Source organism: Algibacter sp. TI.3.09 (assembly GCF_038154905.1).
In the GTDB taxonomy this organism is placed as follows: domain Bacteria; phylum Bacteroidota; class Bacteroidia; order Flavobacteriales; family Flavobacteriaceae; genus Algibacter.
In genome coordinates this window covers 294,666-311,963 of record NZ_JBAKAN010000002.1, presented here as the reverse complement: position 1 = coordinate 311,963, position 17,298 = coordinate 294,666, and the positions used below count along the sequence as shown (strand labels likewise).

The following is a 17,298-nucleotide window of genomic DNA, read 5'->3' as shown; positions in this document are numbered from 1 at the left end:
TAAGCTTATGAAATTACTTGTTTCCTATATAATATCGAACACCAACTTACCAGAACAATCTGTAAAAAACACGGTTGATTTGTTGAATGAAGACTGTACCATTCCTTTTATTTCGCGTTATAGAAAAGAACGTACGGGAAATTTGGATGAGGTTCAAATTGGTGATATTGTAAAGTTTAAAGAACAATTTGAAGCTTTAGAAAAACGTAAAAAAGCCATTTTAAAAGCTTTAGAAGAACAAGAGGTTTTAACTACGGAATTAAAACAAAAAATAGAAAGTACTCAAGATTTAACAACGCTTGAAGATTTATATCTGCCCTATAAAAAGAGCCGTAAAACGAAGGCTGAAAAAGCGAGATTAAACGGTTTGGAACCTTTGGCGAAAATAATAATGAGCCAAAATGCTAACGATGTAGAATCTATTGCTTTTAAATATGTAAAAGGTGAAGTGCCTTCTGTTGAAGATGCTTTGGAAGGCGCTAGGCATATTATTGCCGAGTGGATTAACGAGCGTGCCGATATTAGAAATAACATCCGTCGCCAGTTAGAGCGTTTCGCTATAATTTCCACGAAAGTGGTAAAAACAAAAGCTAAAGATGAGGATGCTCAAAAATTCCGTGATTATTTCGATTGGGAAGAAAGCTTGAGTAGAATTCCGTCTCATAGATTGTTAGCCATTTTACGCGCAGAAAAAGAAGGTTTTATTCGCGTGAAAGTTGAAATAGATCACGACCGTGCTTTCGATAACATAGAGCGTCGTATTATTAAAAGTAACAACGCTTGCGCGGAAGAAATACAGCTTGCCATTAAAGATGCTTACAAGCGTTTATTATTACCATCTTTAAGTAACGAGGCGATGCAAATAGCAAAAGATAAAGCCGATGAAGCTGCTATTACTGTTTTTGCAAAAAACTTAAGACAATTGTTATTAGGTTCGCCACTTGGTGAAAAGCGTGTTTTAGCCATAGATCCGGGGTTTAGATCGGGCTGTAAATTGGTGTGTTTAGATGCTCAAGGGCAATTAAAATACAACGAAACCATATATCCGCACCCTCCAAAAAGTGATAGTATTGGTGCTATGAAAAAAATAAGTTCGCTTTGTGATGCTTATAAAATTGAGGCTATTGCCATTGGTAATGGTACAGCATCGCGAGAAACCGAAGCTTTGGTGCGTAAAGTGCATTTTAAAAACGATATGCAGGTTTTTGTGGTTAGCGAAGCTGGAGCAAGTATTTATTCGGCCTCTAAAATAGCGCGCGAAGAATTTCCTGATTTCGATGTTACTGTTCGTGGTTCTGTGTCTATTGGGCGCCGTTTACAAGATCCGTTGGCAGAGCTGGTTAAAATTGATGCCAAATCTATTGGTGTTGGTCAATATCAGCACGATGTAGACCAAAGTAAACTGCAAAAGCAATTGGATGTTGTTGTCGAGAATTGTGTGAATTCGGTGGGAGTTAATATTAATTCGGCGAGTAAAAGCTTACTGAGTTATGTCTCTGGAATTGGGCCAAAATTAGCCGAAAACATTTTTAATTACCGTAATGAAAATGGCGTTTTTAAATCTAGAGCAGCAATTAAAAAAGTGCCACGCTTAGGCGGAAAAGCTTTTGAGCAAGGTGCTGCTTTTTTACGTATTAAAGATGCTGAAAACCCGTTGGATGATTCTGCGGTGCATCCGGAAAGTTATGCTGTTGTTGCTAAAATGGCGAAAGATTTAAAAACATCTGTACAAGATTTAATTAGCAATAAAGCCCTGCTTCAAACTATAAATTTAAAAAATTACTGCACCGAAACTGTTGGTTTATTAACACTGGAGGATATTGTAAAAGAACTCGAAAAACCAGGTTTAGATATTCGTGAGCAGGCTAAAGTGTTTACATTTAATCAAAATATAAAAACGATTAACGATTTGCATGAGGGGCAACTGTTACCTGGTATTGTAAATAATATTACCAACTTTGGGTGTTTTGTTGATGTTGGTATTAAGGAAAGTGGCTTAATTCATGTTTCTAACCTTTCTGATAGTTTTGTAAAAGATGTTAATGAGCACGTAAGTTTACACCAACAAATTATTGTAAAGGTTTTAGAAGTTGATGTTCCGCGAAAGCGTATACAGCTTAAATTGCATAAATAAAGCCCTTCTGTTTCTATAAAAAAGAGTGAATTATTTTACTAAAACACCTTTTACTTGCATAAGAGGTAAGGCTTGTAGTGCTTTTAAATTAATGGTGTTTTCACGGAATAAATATGTTTTGTCGAACATTTTATTGCCTTCGAAGAAAGAGACTTTAAATGTGTTATTAATCTTAAATAAATCTTCGTGCATTAATTCTATTTTGGCGTAACTCTTTTTAGGAAGTTTGTCGAGTTTCTTTCTAAAAGTAGATGTTATTTTGTCTTTAGAATAGCCGCCGGTAACGATAAGAACCATTTCTAAATCGACGTCTTTATCGTTTATAATGTAAGCATTCCAGTCTTGGGTTTTATAAATATCGTTGTATTCGTTAACTATAGCTACGTAAACGCCTTCAACTTTTGGTATGGTGATATCTTCTTTCATTTGGCAAAAATACAAATCTATTCAAAATAAGGATTAGAATATGTGCTGGAAATAATGCCTTTTAAATTATAAATAACCATGTGTTTAAATAAAACGTCTTTTCCGTATAAATCGAAGAGGTCCTTTTTTTTGAAAGCCACATTATCAATTCGTAAAAAGTAAATTTTTACGGCTAATCTCAAATTAACGTCGGGATTAATGTGTCCGTTTATTTTGGCTTCTTTAAGTAAGTTGTAAACCGTAGTAAAGGCAAGCTCTTCAGTAAAATCCTGAAATAACTTGAAGGCTTTTGGGTAATACTTTTCTAAGCCAAAAATAAAAGAGGGCTTGAAGTATTTTAAATACTCAAACCCTCTTTCGTAAATTAAAACAACACAAAAAACAGGATCGTTACTGTTGCAAGCAACAATCCCATTTATTTTTTCTTTATACTCATTTAATAAACTCTCTAAACTAGCAGTTACTAGATCTTCTTTGTTTTTAAAAAACGTATAAATTGTTTTTTTAGAAATACCTAAAGTCCGTGCTATTTCATCTAATGAAACATGTTTGCTTCCTAGTTGAGTAAACTTATTTATAGCACAACTTAGCAGTTCCTTTTTGGTAATCATCTTATTCTATTTCCATCCGCCACCAAGAGCCTCGTATAAATCTACAATAGAAACTAACTGTTGTAACTTAGTGTCTATCACGTTAAGCTCTGCGCTTAAAGCACTTTGTCTGGCTGTTAATAAATCTAGGTAATTGGCATAACCGTTTTTAAGTAACTCTTCAGAGTTTGTTTCGGCCATACGCAATGCTTCAACTTCATTTTTTCTATATTGAAATTTTTCAGTTTCGGCTTTATAAGTGTACAGCGCGTTAGAAACTTCGTTTCCGGCTATTAATAAGGTTTTCTTAAAGTTTAATAAAGCACTTTCTTGGTTTGCAAGAGCGACTTCTTTTTGAGTTTTAAGTTTTCTTTGGTTGAATAAAGGTTGTGTTAATCCGCCAACTACGGTTGCGAATAATGAGCTCGTGTTAAATAAATTATCTAACTCTAAACTTTGTAAACCTCCCGATGCAGTTAAAGTTAACGATGGGTAAAAGCTACTGTTTGCCACATTGGTTAACTCAAAAGCATTAATTAAACCATACTCGGCAGCCATAACATCTGGTCTATTGTTTAGCAACGTTGCAGGAACACCAAGAGCAATATCTTGTTGTGTTTGTTGATTATCTAAGCTGCTGCGTTCAAAATGTTGAGCGCTTCTGCCTAATAGGATACTTAATGTGTTTTCAGCTTTAAAAATAGCTGTTTCTAAATCTATTTGTAAAGCTCTAGCACTGTTGTACTGCGCTACGTTTTGGTCTACGGCTACTTGCGTTACGTTTCCAGCATCTTTTAATGCCTTAATAGTTTCTACACCGCTTTTTCTAGTTTCAATAGTTTGCTTAGTTACTTCTAACTGTGCATCTAAAGCTAATAGGTTGTAATATGTGTTTGCAATGCTAGAAATAAGTTGCGTTTTTACAACTTGATGCCCTGCAACACTTTGTAAATATGCAGCTTGTGTAGCACGTTTATTACTGCGTATTTTTCCCCAGATATCAGCTTCCCAAGATAGGTCTGCAGTAACATCGTAAGTATCTAAACCACCACTGAAAATTGATCCAAACTGACTATTTTCTGAAAACTCTTGGCGTGTATAATTAGGTCCAACGCTTAATGTTGGAAAATATCCTGCTTTACCTTGTTTTGCATAAGCTTCCGCTGAAATCATTTGTTGAATTGCAATACGGACGTCCATGTTGTTTTCTAACCCTTCTTCTATGTATTGATTTAGAAAGGGATCGGTAAAAATAGTTTTCCAAGATACATCGGCCATAGAAATACTATCGGTTGGCAAATTATCTGTTCTGTATAGTGCTTCGTTTACAATTAATTCTGGGCGTTCGTATTCTTTTGCTACAAAGCAACTTTGTAATGTCACTAAAACCAAGCCTAATAGCATGGTTTTAGTGAAGTTTTTATGTTTTATAATTGATTTCATAATTTTATTCTTCAATAGTTTGTACTTCTGGTTTACTAGAAATTTTTTCTTGTAACCACTGGAATAATATAAATAAGATAGGAATTACAAAGACTCCTAAAATGGTTCCTATAAGTAATCCTCCAACGGCACCTGTACCAATAGATTTGTTTCCTTCAGACCCCACACCTTTTGCTAATACTAACGGCATTAAACCTAAGATAAATGCAAATGAGGTCATTAAAATAGGACGTAAACGTGATTTTGCTCCATCGATAGCTGCTTCTACAATGCTTTCGCCTTTTCTTCGTTTTTGCAGCGCAATTTCTACAATAAGAATGGCGTTTTTGGCTAATAGACCAATAAGCATTATTAAAGAAATTTGGAAGTAAATGTTGTTTTCTAACCCTAAGAACTTCGTACTTATATAAGCTCCAAATACTCCAAATGGTAATGATAAAATTACAGCAAATGGTAATAGGTAACTTTCATATTGTGCACTTAATAAGAAAAATACAAATAGAATACTTAATCCGAAAATGAACATGGTTTGGTTACCTGCACTTACTTCTTCTCGTGTTAAACCAGAATAAGCAACGGTGTAATTGTTTGGTAATTTTGCTACTTCTTCTTCAATTACTCTAATTGCATCACCTGTACTAAAACCTTCGTTTGTAGCACCTGTAATAGATGTAGAGTTGAATAAGTTAAAACGAGTTACCGATTGTGGTCCGTATACACGCTCTAATTTTACAAACTGTGTAATTGGCGTCATTTCACCAGAATCTGTACGTACATACATGCTGTTTAAATCATCTACATCTGCTCTGTCATCTGGTAATGCTTGAATGTACACTCTAAATTGTTTCCCGAATCGAGAGAAATCTGAAGCGTAAATTCCACCAATATATCCTTGTAAAGTTGAGAATATACTGTTAATAGGCACACCTTTTTCTTTTGCCAATGGTACATTAACTTCCATTTCGTATTGTGGATAGTTTGTGCTAAAAGACGATTGTGCATATTTTACTTCTGGATGCGACATTAAAGCCATCGCGAAATCTTTATTCGCTTTATCTAAGTCTTTAAATTCACCACCAAATTTATCTAGTAAATTCACCTCAAAACCTGCTGAGTTACCAAAACCACGAATGCTTGGAGGCGAGAAGAAAATAATATTTGCTTCTTTTATGCCTGCGGCAACTCCAAATAATTTACCTGTAATAGATTGTACAGAGGTGGCGACATCTTCACGATCTGCCCAATCGGCTAGTTTTATAATACCAAAACCGTAGTTACTACCCGTACCGTTAATTAAACTTCGACCTTTAATAAAGTTTACAGCTACAATACCTTCAATATCTTTTATTTTACCATATAAGTCTCTAGAAACAGCATCTGTTCTGTCTAAAGATGATCCTTCTGGTAATGCAATGTTTGCGAAAATAATACCTCTATCTTCATTAGGTACAAATCCTGTAGGTGTTGTATTAGATGCCCAGAAAATTCCAGCAATTGCTAAAATTAATAATAAAGGAGATACCCATTTCACTTTGTATAAAAACTGAAGTGATTGACCGTAACGTTGTATTGTTGCGTTAAATCCGCGATTGAAAAGTGTGTAAAAACGTTTTAACGGGCCTTTACTTTTTAACTCTTCATCATCTTTATGAGATTTTAATAAAAGCGCACATAATGCCGGACTTAAAGTTAATGCGTTTACTGCTGAAATTAAAATAGCAATAATTAACGTTACCCCAAATTGCTCGTAAAATACACCTGTAGGTCCTGTTACAAACGTTACCGGAATAAATACGGCTGCCATTACCAAGGTAATTGATATAATAGCACCAGAAATCTCGTTCATGGCTACTAATGTTGCTTTTTTAGGATTCTTTTCACCTTCGTCCATTTTAGCATGCACGGCTTCCACAACCACAATAGCATCATCCACCACAATACCAATGGCGAGTACTAACGCGAATAGCGTTAAAAGGTTTATTGAGTATCCAAAAACATTCAAGAAAAAGAACGTACCAATAATAGAAACCGGAACGGCAATTGCTGGAATTAATGTCGATCTAAAATCTTGTAAGAAGATGAATACTACTAAGAATACCAGTAAAAAGGCTTCTAATAATGTGCTAATTACTTTTTCGATAGATGCATTTAAAAATAAACTTGTATCATAAGGTACAAAAACATCTAAGCCTTCTGGAAGATCTTTTTTAACCGACTCTAGTGTTACTTTAATGTTTTCAATAATTTCTCTTGCATTCGATCCTTTGGTTTGGAAAATACCCATAAAAACCGCAGGATTACCCATACTCATCGCGTTAGCTGCATACGATTGTGCATCTAATTCTATAGTTGCTACATCATTCAAACGAAGAAATTCTCCGTTTCCTAAAGCTTTAATAACAATATCTGCATATTGTTGTTCATTTTTAAAACGTCCGCTATAAGTTAATGTATATGAAAACGCTTCACCATTATTTTGCCCTAGAGAACCTGCAGCTGCTTCTAAGTTTTGTTCAGCTAAGGCTGCTGTAATATCTGAAGGAATTAAACCATAGGTTGCTAATTTTTCAGGTTTCAACCAAATACGCATAGCGTAATCTTGTTGAGAGAATAAACTAACATCTCCAACACCACTAATACGTTGCATAGCAGGTACTACGTTTATTTTTAAGTAATTCTGAATAAATGTAGCATCATAGCTTTCATTTTCAGAATACATTGAAATAAACATTAAAGCACTCGTTTCTTGCTTTTGTGTTATTACACCTGTTTGTAGTACTTCTTGAGGTAATAAAGCACTTGCTCTTGATACACGGTTTTGAACGTTAACCGCTGCAATATCTGCATCGACTTCCTGATCAAAATAAACCGTAATTTCTGCTGTACCAGTATTAGATGCTGTAGAAGTGATATAACTCATTCCTTCAACACCATTAATTTGCTCTTCTATCGGGATAATTACACTCTCTAAAACCGTTTCTGCATTGGCCCCTGCATAAGATGCCGTTACTTTAATTGTTGGTGGTGCAATATCTGGATATTCCTCTATGGGTAGACTCGATATACTAATAATACCAAGTACTACTATGATAATAGAAATTACCGTTGAAAGAACGGGTCTTTCAATAAATGTTTTTAACATAACTAAATAAGTTTATGGTTTTCTAATTTTTAAATAATACAGCTACTGGCTTAATAGCCTCCTCAAAAGGTGTGTCTTGCGGAGCAATAGGCATTCCAGCTCTAAGTTTTCCAATTCCAGATACAATAAGCTTATCGCCTACGTTAAGTCCAGATTCTACAACATATAAGTTACCCACCGTACCTTGTACTTTTATAATATTAGATTTTACTTTGTTATCTTGATCAACTGTAAAAACCATAATGTCTTTTTGTTGTTCAAACGTTGCAGATTGTGGTACTATAATGGCATTTTTATACTCTATAGGAAGTCTAATTTTACCACTGTTTCCATTGGTTAAAATTTCGTTTGGATTATCGAAAGCCGCTCTAATTTTAATAGTTCCTGTACTTTCGTTAATTTGGCCTGTACTGGTTTGAATACGTCCTGTTTCAGAATACACTTTTCCATTAGCTAAAACTAAACTCAAATCTGGAGAGTTTTTAATACGTTCTGCTTTGTTTTGTCCTTCATAGCGTTGTAAGTGATCGATGTATTGTGCTTCGTTAAAACTGAAAAAGGCATAGACTTGGCTAATATCACTAACCGTTGTTAATGGGCTACTGTCGCTAGGGCTAATTAAAGCGCCTTCTCTAAAGTTAATAGCTCCAACATAACCGTCTACTGGGCTTTTAATAGTAGCATAACCAATATTAGCAGATACACCACTTAATGTAGCTTTTGCTTGTGCTAAATTTGCTTTTGCAGTTTCTAATTGCACCGCACTAATGATGTTTTTTTCTACAAGAGGAACTAATTTATCTACTTCCACCTGTGCCACATTAACACGTGCTTTTGCTGCACCTGCATCTTGACTTAAAGATTGTGTTTCTAATCTAAATAAAGATTGCCCTTTACGAACTTTTTGGCCTTCATCTACTAATACGTTTTGGATGTAACCTGAAACTTTTGCTCTTACATCACTGTTTACAATACCTTCAATATTTGTTGGGTATTCTTGGTAACCTGTTACTGTTTTTTGTTGTATAGCGGTTACAGGAAACGCGGGAGGAGGCGCTTGTTGCGTTGCGGCAGCTTGTTCTGTTTTGTTGCCACAGCTAGAAACAACTAAAATAAGACTTAGTGTTAATATGGAGTATAAATTATTCTTTTTCATTTTTGAGTAACTTTTAAAGTTTGAATTGGTTGTCTGTTAATTTTTCTCTTAATTCTTTTACAGAGGAAGAAGCTTCATCTATAAATTTTATATAATCGTTATGAAAGTTGAGGTCGAATTTATCTTCTTCTTTCTCAATTTTCAGATTGTTCTGTTTTTCTTTATATTCTTTAATTTCTAAATGTATTTCGCGTTCTTCTTGCCAGTGGCTTACCATTCTATCAACATGTTGAATGATGGTGTCTTTATTAATTACAAAATACTTTTTACGGTCACCAGTTTTTGTGAAATATTCAATTTTGTTTAAACCTTGTAAGTGGTTAATGTGTGTAGAGATGGTACTTTTACTTGCGCAAAGAATACTTACCATGTCTTCAAAGGTGGCGCCTCTTTTTCCTGTAAGTATAATGTAAGATAAAATACGAGCAGCAACTGGTGCTAATTGCTCTCTGGTCTCTAAATGCACACCTAGTTTCTCAACTAAGCCCATTTTTTGTTTACAGATATTTTCTTTCATTGTTAATTGTTTTGTTATACTTTTCTGAAAAATAAATGGTTTATCTTCAGGTAAAATCTTTGCAAAGGTATTTTTAGTTCGGAACAAACCGAACTAAACGAAGTTAAAAAATTGTTAAATAAAAAAAAGCCCGTAGGCTTTTTCAAAAAGGTAAGTAACAATGGGTTAAACCCCAGGCTCTTTCGTGGAGACTATACGGAGTATAATGTAACCAATAATAGCTGAAATAAACGACCCAATAAGGATTCCTATTTTAGCAGAATCGATAAATTCTGGTGTAGAAACAAATGCTAAACTAGCAATAAATATGGCCATTGTAAAACCAATACCAGCTAAAAAAGCAACGCCTATAATTTGCTTGAAACTAATATCGCTAGGTACTTCTATCCATTTTAATTTTTGGGCAATAAATACAATAGAGGTAATCCCTATACCTTTTCCTAGAACTAAACATATTATTATATTGATGACTAAAGCGGTATCTAAATTATCCGAACCAGAAATTAACACACCAGCATTTGCAAGCGCAAAAATAGGAATGATAAAATAGGCCACCCAGCCGTGTAAACTATGTTCTAAATGCTGTAATGGCGACTGAAATTTAGCCGACCAATCGTTTAAATTATCTACATGGCCAATTTGCTCATGCGAGAGAATGGGTTTTTTAAGCACACTGGCAGTTTTAATATTATTGTATACATTTTCTAGTTCTACTAAAAATTTAGAAGTATCAATTTTTTGTCTAATTGGTACAGAAAAAGCTAGCAAAATACCAGCTATGGTTGGATGAATACCAGACTTTAAGAATAAAAACCAGATAATAATTCCGAAGAAAAACATGATAAATTTAGAATAAATCCCTCTATAAGACAGGAAGTATAAAACCGCAAGCATGGCTAATGCAATCAACAATAAAGTGATATTGATGTTTCCACTATAAAAAATTGCGATAACTAAAACGGCGCCTATATCATCTACAATAGCAAATGCGGTTAAAAATATTTTAAGACTTAAAGGTACACGTTTACCAAGTACGTTTAGAATGGCTAATGAAAACGCAATGTCCGTAGCCATGGGTATACCCCAGCCTTTAGTAGTTTCTGGGTTTTGATTTAAAACTAAAAAGAAAATTACTGGTACCAACATCCCTCCTAAAGCACCAACCAGCGGAAAGGCTATTTTTTTTGGGGTATTAAGTTCGCCAATTAATAACTCTCGTTTTATTTCTAACCCTATTAGAAGGAAGAATATAGCCATCAGCCCATCATTAATCCATAAAATTAAAGGCTTCTTAAACTCGAAAGTTTCTGTTATAATTCCTAAGTCGTATTGCCAAAGTTCTCTATAACTATCCCCATATGGCGAATTTGCCCAAACCAAAGCAAGAAGCGTAGCAAACATGAGTAGAATACCACTGAAACTTTCAATTTTTACAAATTTTTGAAAGGGTGTAAGGAAAACTCTTTTAATCATATAAATAAGGTTTTTATAAATAATGTTAACTCCAAATATAAGATTCCGAAATCATAAAAACCTCACGCTATTGTTGACTTTAAAGAATATTTAACATTAAAAACATACTAAAAAACAACCCCTTATCTAACGCCTTTTATTTAGATTCTACGATGGGGTTTTTAGAAAAACAAACTATGATATGTAATTATGAAGTAGATTGATTAAACAATATTAAAACTACTTTAAAAAGGTGTTTCATTCTTCAATCTAAAACCGCTAAATTCGTAACATAACAATTTGTCTACTTCAAAATCTTAAAATTTCAATATGAAACAACTTATAGCACTTTTATGTCTTGCTTTTACAGCAATTACCTTCGGGCAGGTTAATAACGATTCGGCTCTTAGCATTGATGAGATTATGCAAGGAGACGATTTTGTAGGTTATTTACCGACACGTGTTAGCTGGGCCGATAACAGTAAGTCTATTTATTTTAGCTGGAATCCCGATAACGACACGATTCCGTCTACTTATCAAGTGGATATTGAATCAAAAAAAATAAGTAAAATATCGTTTGAAGCGCTTAAGAAAAAATCAAATTTAGGTGAATATTCCAAAAACGGACAATGGATGGTTTACCAAAAAGATGGCGATTTGTTTTTAATGAATACCAGTAACTATTCTAAAAAACAAATTACAAATACTATTGATCGAGAGTCTAATCCTGTATTTTCGGGTGATGAAAAATCGATTATTTATAAGCGAGATAATAATTTATTTCAATGGCATATTAGCAATGGTACTGTTACGCAACTCACTAATTTTAAAACGGAAAGTGAAAAGGAGGAGCCTAAACTTAGCGAGAAAGAGCAATGGCTAGAAGACGATCAATTACAATACTTTAATATCCTCGAAAAGCGTAAAAACGAAACTGACGCCAGAACATATAGAAACGAACAATTGGTGTCTAATCATCCTAAATCTATATTTTTAGAAGATAAAAATTTGGTTGATTTTGATATTTCTGCCGATTTAAATTTTGTGATTTATAGCTTAAGTATTCCTCAAAAACATAAAAACACGAACGTGCCTAGTTACGTTACCGAAAGTGGTTATACCGAAAACTTAAATGCTAGACCTAAAGTTGGGGTTACTCCAAATAGCTACGAATCTTGGATTTTAAATATTAAAACCGGAGAGACCCATCAAATTAAAACCGATGAGCTAAGCGGTATTAAAGACAAACCAAAATACTTAAAAGAATATGCTGAAAATCCATCAGAATATAAAGATACTTTTGATGATCCGAGAGGTGTGGAAATAGGTAGTCCTGTGTTTTCTGGTAATGGAAAAGCATTAGTAAATATTACATCTCAAGATAATAAAGACCGCTGGATTATGCTCGTGAATCTAGAAGATGGAAGTTTAAAACAGATTGATAAACAACATGATGATGCATGGATTGGTGGCCCTGGAGTCGGTTGGTTTTCTCGTGCCGAAATGGGCTGGGTAGATGAAAGTAACGTTTGGTTTCAGTCTGAAAAAACAGGCTATTCACACTTGTATGCAGCCAACATAAATTCGGGTAAAATAAAAGCGTTAACTCAGGGTGAATTCGAAATTCAGGAGGTTAGCTTATCAAAAGATCATAAAACCTTTTTTATAACAAGCAATAAAGTGAGTCCGCACGAACAACACTTTTATCACTTACCTGTAAAAGGAGGCAAAATGCTACAAATTACATCGCGCCAAGGTGGGCATGAAGTAACAGTTTCGCCAGATGAAACTAAGCTGGCTATTCGTTATTCTTACACTAATAAGCCTTGGGAATTATATGTGATGCCTAACAAAGCTGGAGCGAAAATGACACAGTTAACCGAATCTACCACCGATGCTTTTAAATCTTATAAATGGATAGATTCCGAAATTATAAACTTCACCGCTCGCGATGGCGAAAAAGTTCCTGCAACACTTTACAAGCCAACCGAAGCTAAAAAGAATGGTGCCGCCGTAATATTTGTTCATGGTGCGGGGTATTTACAAAATGTACACCGCTGGTGGCCGGGCTATTTTAGAGAATATATGTTTCATAATATTTTGGTAGATAATGGTTACACGGTTTTGGCTATAGATTATAGAGCTAGTAAAGGCTATGGTCGCGATTGGCGAACAGCTATTTACCGCCATATGGGTGGGCAGGATTTAGACGACCAAGTAGATGGTGCTAAATACCTTATTGAAAATCAAGGTATCGATAAAGATAGACTTGGTATTTACGGCGGGTCTTACGGTGGGTTTATTACTTTAATGGCTATGTTTAATGCGCCCGATACTTTTAAAAGTGGTGCGGCGTTGCGCTCTGTAACAGATTGGGCACATTACAATCACGGCTATACAGCACCTATTTTAAATACACCTTTTGAAGATCCTAAAGCTTATCAACAAAGTTCGCCTTTGTATTTTGCTGAAGGTTTAAAAGGGGATTTATTAATACTTCATGGTATGGTTGATACTAATGTCCATTTTCAAGATGTGGTGCGATTATCTCAACGTTTAATTGAACTGAAAAAAGAAAACTGGGAATTAGCTGTTTTTCCAATGGAAAGTCATGGGTTTGTTGAAGCTTCGAGCTGGTCCGATGAATACCGACGCATATTTAAACTTTTTCAGGAGACGCTTAATTAATAACTCATTTTGCTTCATTTATAAGGACAAATTATTTTAGATGAAGTTTGAAATGTATAGCGTGTGAAATAATTATTTATTAACAATAAACCTTTGATTATTTTGACGTTATTAATTCTCTGATAGCTGTGATAATTATTGAAAAATTCAAATTATTAGTAATCAATTGGGTAGCGTGTTTTACCTCTTTTTTCAGATTTATATTCGGTTTTCGAGTAAAATAATTGACGTTTGTATTTTATTTTATGGTAATTTTAATGCAGAATTATCACCATGGCTTTGCGTCCATAAATCACCCCGAAAATGAGTAAAAACCGATCTATTGTTCACATGGATTTAGACACCTTTTTTGTGTCTTGCGAGCGCCTACTCGATAGTCGTTTAATAGGAAAGCCTGTGCTTATTGGTGGTACATCAGACCGTGGTGTTGTGGCATCTTGCAGTTACGAAGCTCGAAAATTTGGTGTGCATTCTGCAATGCCAATGCGTTTAGCAAAATCTCTTTGTCCGGAGGCTGTAGTTTTACGAGGAAATTCTGGGGTTTACAGTAATTTTTCTAAAGATGTTACCGATGTTATAAAAGAAAGTGTGCCGCTTTACGAAAAATCGTCGATAGATGAGTTTTATATCGATTTAACCGGAATGGATAAGTTTTTTGGTTGCCATAAATTGGCTTCGGAATTACGACAACGCATCATGAAGGAAACCGGTTTACCTATTTCCTTTGGTTTATCTATTAATAAAACGGTTTCTAAAATAGCAACTGGAGAGGCTAAACCTAATAATGAAATTAATATTTTATCGGGTACCGAAAAACCTTTTTTAGCACCACTTTCTGTGCGTAAAATACCAATGGTTGGCGAGGTTACTTATAAGTCACTTTGCGATTTAGGAGTAAAGCGAATTCAAACGGTGCAAGATATGCCAATGGATTTAATGCATAAAGTGCTTGGCAAAAATGGTTTAAGTATTTGGAAAAAAGCTAATGGTATAGATCATAGTCCGGTGGTGCAATATCAGGAACGTAAATCTATTTCTACCGAGCGTACTTTCAATAAAGATACTACTGATGTCTCGAAGCTAAAAGGTATTATTGTAGCCATGACCGAAAATTTAGCTTACCAATTACGAAGAGGGAATAAGTTAACCGCTTGTGTTACTTTTAAAATTAGGTATTCCGATTTTCAAACCTATACCCAGCAGCAGCGTATTCCGTATAGCGCCATGGATCATAATATTATTCCGGTTGTTTTAGATTTATACAAAAAACTATATAATCGCCGATTATTGGTGCGTTTAATTGGAGTGAAATTTAGCCATTTAGTAGAAGGAGGTCACCAGGTTAACTTGTTTGAGGATAATGAAAAACAAATTCATTTAACCGAAGCTATAGATAAAATGCGGGAACGTTTTGGCGATCGTGCAATAATGAGTGCTGCAGGTTTAGAGGCTAAAAGTATTAGTCGATGGAACCCGTTTAATGGTGAGCCACCGCCGCTTTTACCAAATAGAAGACGTTAGTTTTTCTTCTGAAAATTTCCTAAAACGAAAAACCTCCATTTTAATACCTTTAGAGCATTAAATGAAGGTTTTATTAAGTTGAATTTTCTCTTTTACTTTTTAGCTAACATATCTGGAGTAGCAACGGTTCTAAAACCAACATGCTCTGCAGATGAGTCTAAACTTGTACCCATACGCGATGATACTCTGTAACTAGCGCAGTATGAGTCGCTACATAAAAAAGAACCACCTTTAATAATTTTTTCTTTTATGTATGGGTTATTAGGGTTGTATGCTTTATCTGCTCCTTTTGGGTTAACCAATGTTGTGTTTGTAGCAGCAACTTCATTATAGTAATTTAGGTTGTACCAATCGGTAGTCATTTCCCAAACATTACCAGCCATATCAAATAATCCAAAATTATTTGCAGGGTAAGTTTTTACCGGAGCTGTGCGTTCAAAACCATCTTCTAGTGTGTTGTTTACAGGGAATTCGCCTTCCCAACTATTAGCTTGTTTTGATAAAACAGAGCGATCATCTCCCCAAAAATAGGTTGTGTTTTGTTGGTTTGCTCTTGCTGCAAATTCCCATTCGGCTTCTGTTGGTAAGCGTCTGCCTGCCCAAACACAATAAGCTTCAGCATCTTCATAACAAACATGTACAACAGGGTGGTTGTCTTTACCTTCTATATTGCTATCTGGTCCGCTTGGGTGTTTCCAGTTTGTACCAATAGACCAGCGCCACCATTGTGAGAAATCGTATAGATTAGGAACCGACGATTTTGTTTTTTTAAACATTAAAGAACCTGGTTGCAAAACAGAATCGTGTGGTTTTGGAGTACCTTCAGGAAGTTGTTTTTTCATTTCGTTCCAATCAATTTCACGTTCAGCCATGGTTATATAACCTGTAGCGTCAATAAATTTAGCAAACTCGGCATTGGTAACTTCGGTGATATCCATAAAAAAACCATCAACTTTTACTGAGTGTTGAGGTTTTTCATGATCCATAGCAACATCATCTTGAGGTACCGCACCTTGTAAAAATGCACCTCCAGGAACCCAAACCATACCTTTTGGCGGATTGTTGGTGATACTATCATTTATTGCTTTTTTAGCGATTATGGCTTCAGTTTTATCAGAGACCTCAATAGCTTCATCATTTTTATTTTTACATCCAAAAACAGCAGTAATCATAAAAATCACTAAAAAGGCATGTGCGTATTGTTTCATTTAGTTGGTTTTAAACTTAAGAGAAAAACAAAAATATCAATAATATATTCAATAGGCATCTAAGTTTTTAGCAAAGAATCTATTTTAACATTTAATAAACGGTTTTCTATCCATTTGGTTTTAATTACCTTTGTGCAACTTATATAATTTGGTGTATGATTTATTCAATGACAGGTTACGGAAAATCTGTATTACAATTACCTACGAAAAAAATAACAATCGAACTAAAATCTTTAAACAGTAAAAGTTTAGATTTAAATGCTAGAATGCCTTCTATTTATAGAGAAAAGGAGCTTTCTATTCGAAAACTTCTGGCCGATAAATTGGTGCGTGGTAAAGTAGATTTTTCTATTTATGTAGAAGCTACTGCAGAAGATACATCTACCCAAATTAACACACCTGTTGTTAAGCAATACATGGAGCAGTTAAGGCAAGTTGTAAGCGGTAGTGAAATTGAGCTATTAAAAATGGCTGTTAAATTTCCTGATGCATTAAATACGGTTCGTGAAGAAATAGACGAAAACGAATGGAACACCATTTCGACAGAAATTAATACTGCTGTGGCCGATTTAAATAGCTACCGATTAAACGAAGGTAAGGTGCTTGAACAAGATTTTATTAATCGTGTAGATACTATAGGCGATGTTTTGGAGCAAGTTATAGCAATGGATCCAGAACGTGTTGAAGGTGTTCGCGAACGTTTACACAAAGGTGTTGCGGAACTTAAAGAAAAATATGATGAAAACCGCTTTGAGCAAGAATTGGTGTATTACATTGAAAAATTTGATATTACTGAAGAGAAAGTGCGTTTAAAGAATCATTTAAATTATTTTATAGAATCGATAAATTCGGAAGAATCTAACGGTAAAAAATTAGGGTTTATTAGTCAAGAAATGGGCCGTGAAATAAATACTATTGGTTCAAAAAGTAATTATGCACCAATGCAACAATTGGTAGTGCAAATGAAAGATGAATTAGAAAAAATTAAGGAACAGTTATTAAACGTACTTTAAAGAAAATC

12 protein-coding genes are annotated in these 17,298 nt (G+C 34.6%); 4 read left to right on the top strand and 8 right to left on the bottom strand.

What is annotated here, in order from left to right; all coding sequences use genetic code 11:
- The first annotated feature begins 7 nt into the window (after positions 1 to 7).
- Positions 8 to 2,134 (top strand): Tex family protein, encoded by a 2,127-nt coding sequence (locus V6246_RS09105; protein ID WP_341560102.1) that lies wholly within the window; start codon positions 8 to 10, stop codon positions 2,132 to 2,134.
- Positions 2,135 to 2,164: 30 nt separating this feature from the next.
- Here V6246_RS09105 and V6246_RS09100 read toward each other — a convergent pair whose 3' ends face one another.
- The 7 genes from V6246_RS09100 to nhaA form a co-directional block, all read right to left on the bottom strand.
- Entirely contained in the window at positions 2,165 to 2,560 is a 396-nt protein-coding gene (locus V6246_RS09100; RefSeq protein ID WP_042502440.1) for a hypothetical protein, read from the bottom strand.
- Between the two features lie 17 nt (positions 2,561 to 2,577).
- The gene (locus V6246_RS09095; protein ID WP_341560101.1) at positions 2,578 to 3,171 is read right to left on the bottom strand and encodes a TetR/AcrR family transcriptional regulator; all 594 of its coding nucleotides are present in this window, start codon (positions 3,169 to 3,171) and stop codon (positions 2,578 to 2,580) included.
- Between the two features lie 6 nt (positions 3,172 to 3,177).
- The gene (locus V6246_RS09090) at positions 3,178 to 4,593 is read right to left on the bottom strand and encodes an efflux transporter outer membrane subunit (protein ID WP_341560100.1); all 1,416 of its coding nucleotides are present in this window, start codon (positions 4,591 to 4,593) and stop codon (positions 3,178 to 3,180) included.
- Between the two features lie 4 nt (positions 4,594 to 4,597).
- Complete coding sequence (locus V6246_RS09085) at positions 4,598 to 7,735, bottom strand: efflux RND transporter permease subunit (RefSeq protein WP_341560099.1); 3,138 nt, start codon at positions 7,733 to 7,735, stop codon at positions 4,598 to 4,600.
- Positions 7,736 to 7,757: 22 nt separating this feature from the next.
- Positions 7,758 to 8,891, bottom strand: coding sequence for an efflux RND transporter periplasmic adaptor subunit (locus V6246_RS09080; RefSeq protein WP_341560098.1), 1,134 nt, complete (start codon positions 8,889 to 8,891; stop codon positions 7,758 to 7,760).
- 13 nt (positions 8,892 to 8,904) lie between these two features.
- On the bottom strand, positions 8,905 to 9,408 hold the full coding sequence (locus V6246_RS09075; RefSeq protein ID WP_341560097.1) for a GbsR/MarR family transcriptional regulator: 504 nt from the start codon (positions 9,406 to 9,408) through the stop codon (positions 8,905 to 8,907).
- A 165-nt stretch (positions 9,409 to 9,573) separates the two neighbouring features.
- On the bottom strand, positions 9,574 to 10,881 hold the full coding sequence (nhaA, locus tag V6246_RS09070) for a Na+/H+ antiporter NhaA (protein ID WP_341560096.1): 1,308 nt from the start codon (positions 10,879 to 10,881) through the stop codon (positions 9,574 to 9,576).
- 309 nt (positions 10,882 to 11,190) lie between these two features.
- On the opposite strand from nhaA, the gene V6246_RS09065 reads away from it, so the two are divergent.
- Both V6246_RS09065 and dinB read left to right on the top strand, forming a co-directional pair.
- Positions 11,191 to 13,548, top strand: coding sequence for a prolyl oligopeptidase family serine peptidase (locus V6246_RS09065; protein WP_341560095.1), 2,358 nt, complete (start codon positions 11,191 to 11,193; stop codon positions 13,546 to 13,548).
- A 303-nt stretch (positions 13,549 to 13,851) separates the two neighbouring features.
- Positions 13,852 to 15,069 carry a DNA polymerase IV gene (gene dinB, locus V6246_RS09060; RefSeq protein WP_341560094.1) on the top strand — a complete coding sequence of 406 codons (1,218 nt, stop codon included), beginning with the start codon at positions 13,852 to 13,854 and terminating at the stop codon, positions 15,067 to 15,069.
- A gap of 92 nt (positions 15,070 to 15,161) precedes the next feature.
- Here the strand turns inward: dinB and V6246_RS09055 are convergent, their stop codons facing one another.
- Positions 15,162 to 16,277 carry a formylglycine-generating enzyme family protein gene (locus V6246_RS09055; protein ID WP_341560093.1) on the bottom strand — a complete coding sequence of 372 codons (1,116 nt, stop codon included), beginning with the start codon at positions 16,275 to 16,277 and terminating at the stop codon, positions 15,162 to 15,164.
- Between the two features lie 155 nt (positions 16,278 to 16,432).
- Here V6246_RS09055 and V6246_RS09050 point away from each other — a divergent pair, with 155 nt between their 5' ends.
- A complete protein-coding gene (locus V6246_RS09050; protein WP_341560092.1) occupies positions 16,433 to 17,290 on the top strand; it encodes a YicC/YloC family endoribonuclease in 858 nt (285 codons plus the stop codon).
- The last annotated feature ends 8 nt before the right edge of the window (positions 17,291 to 17,298 follow it).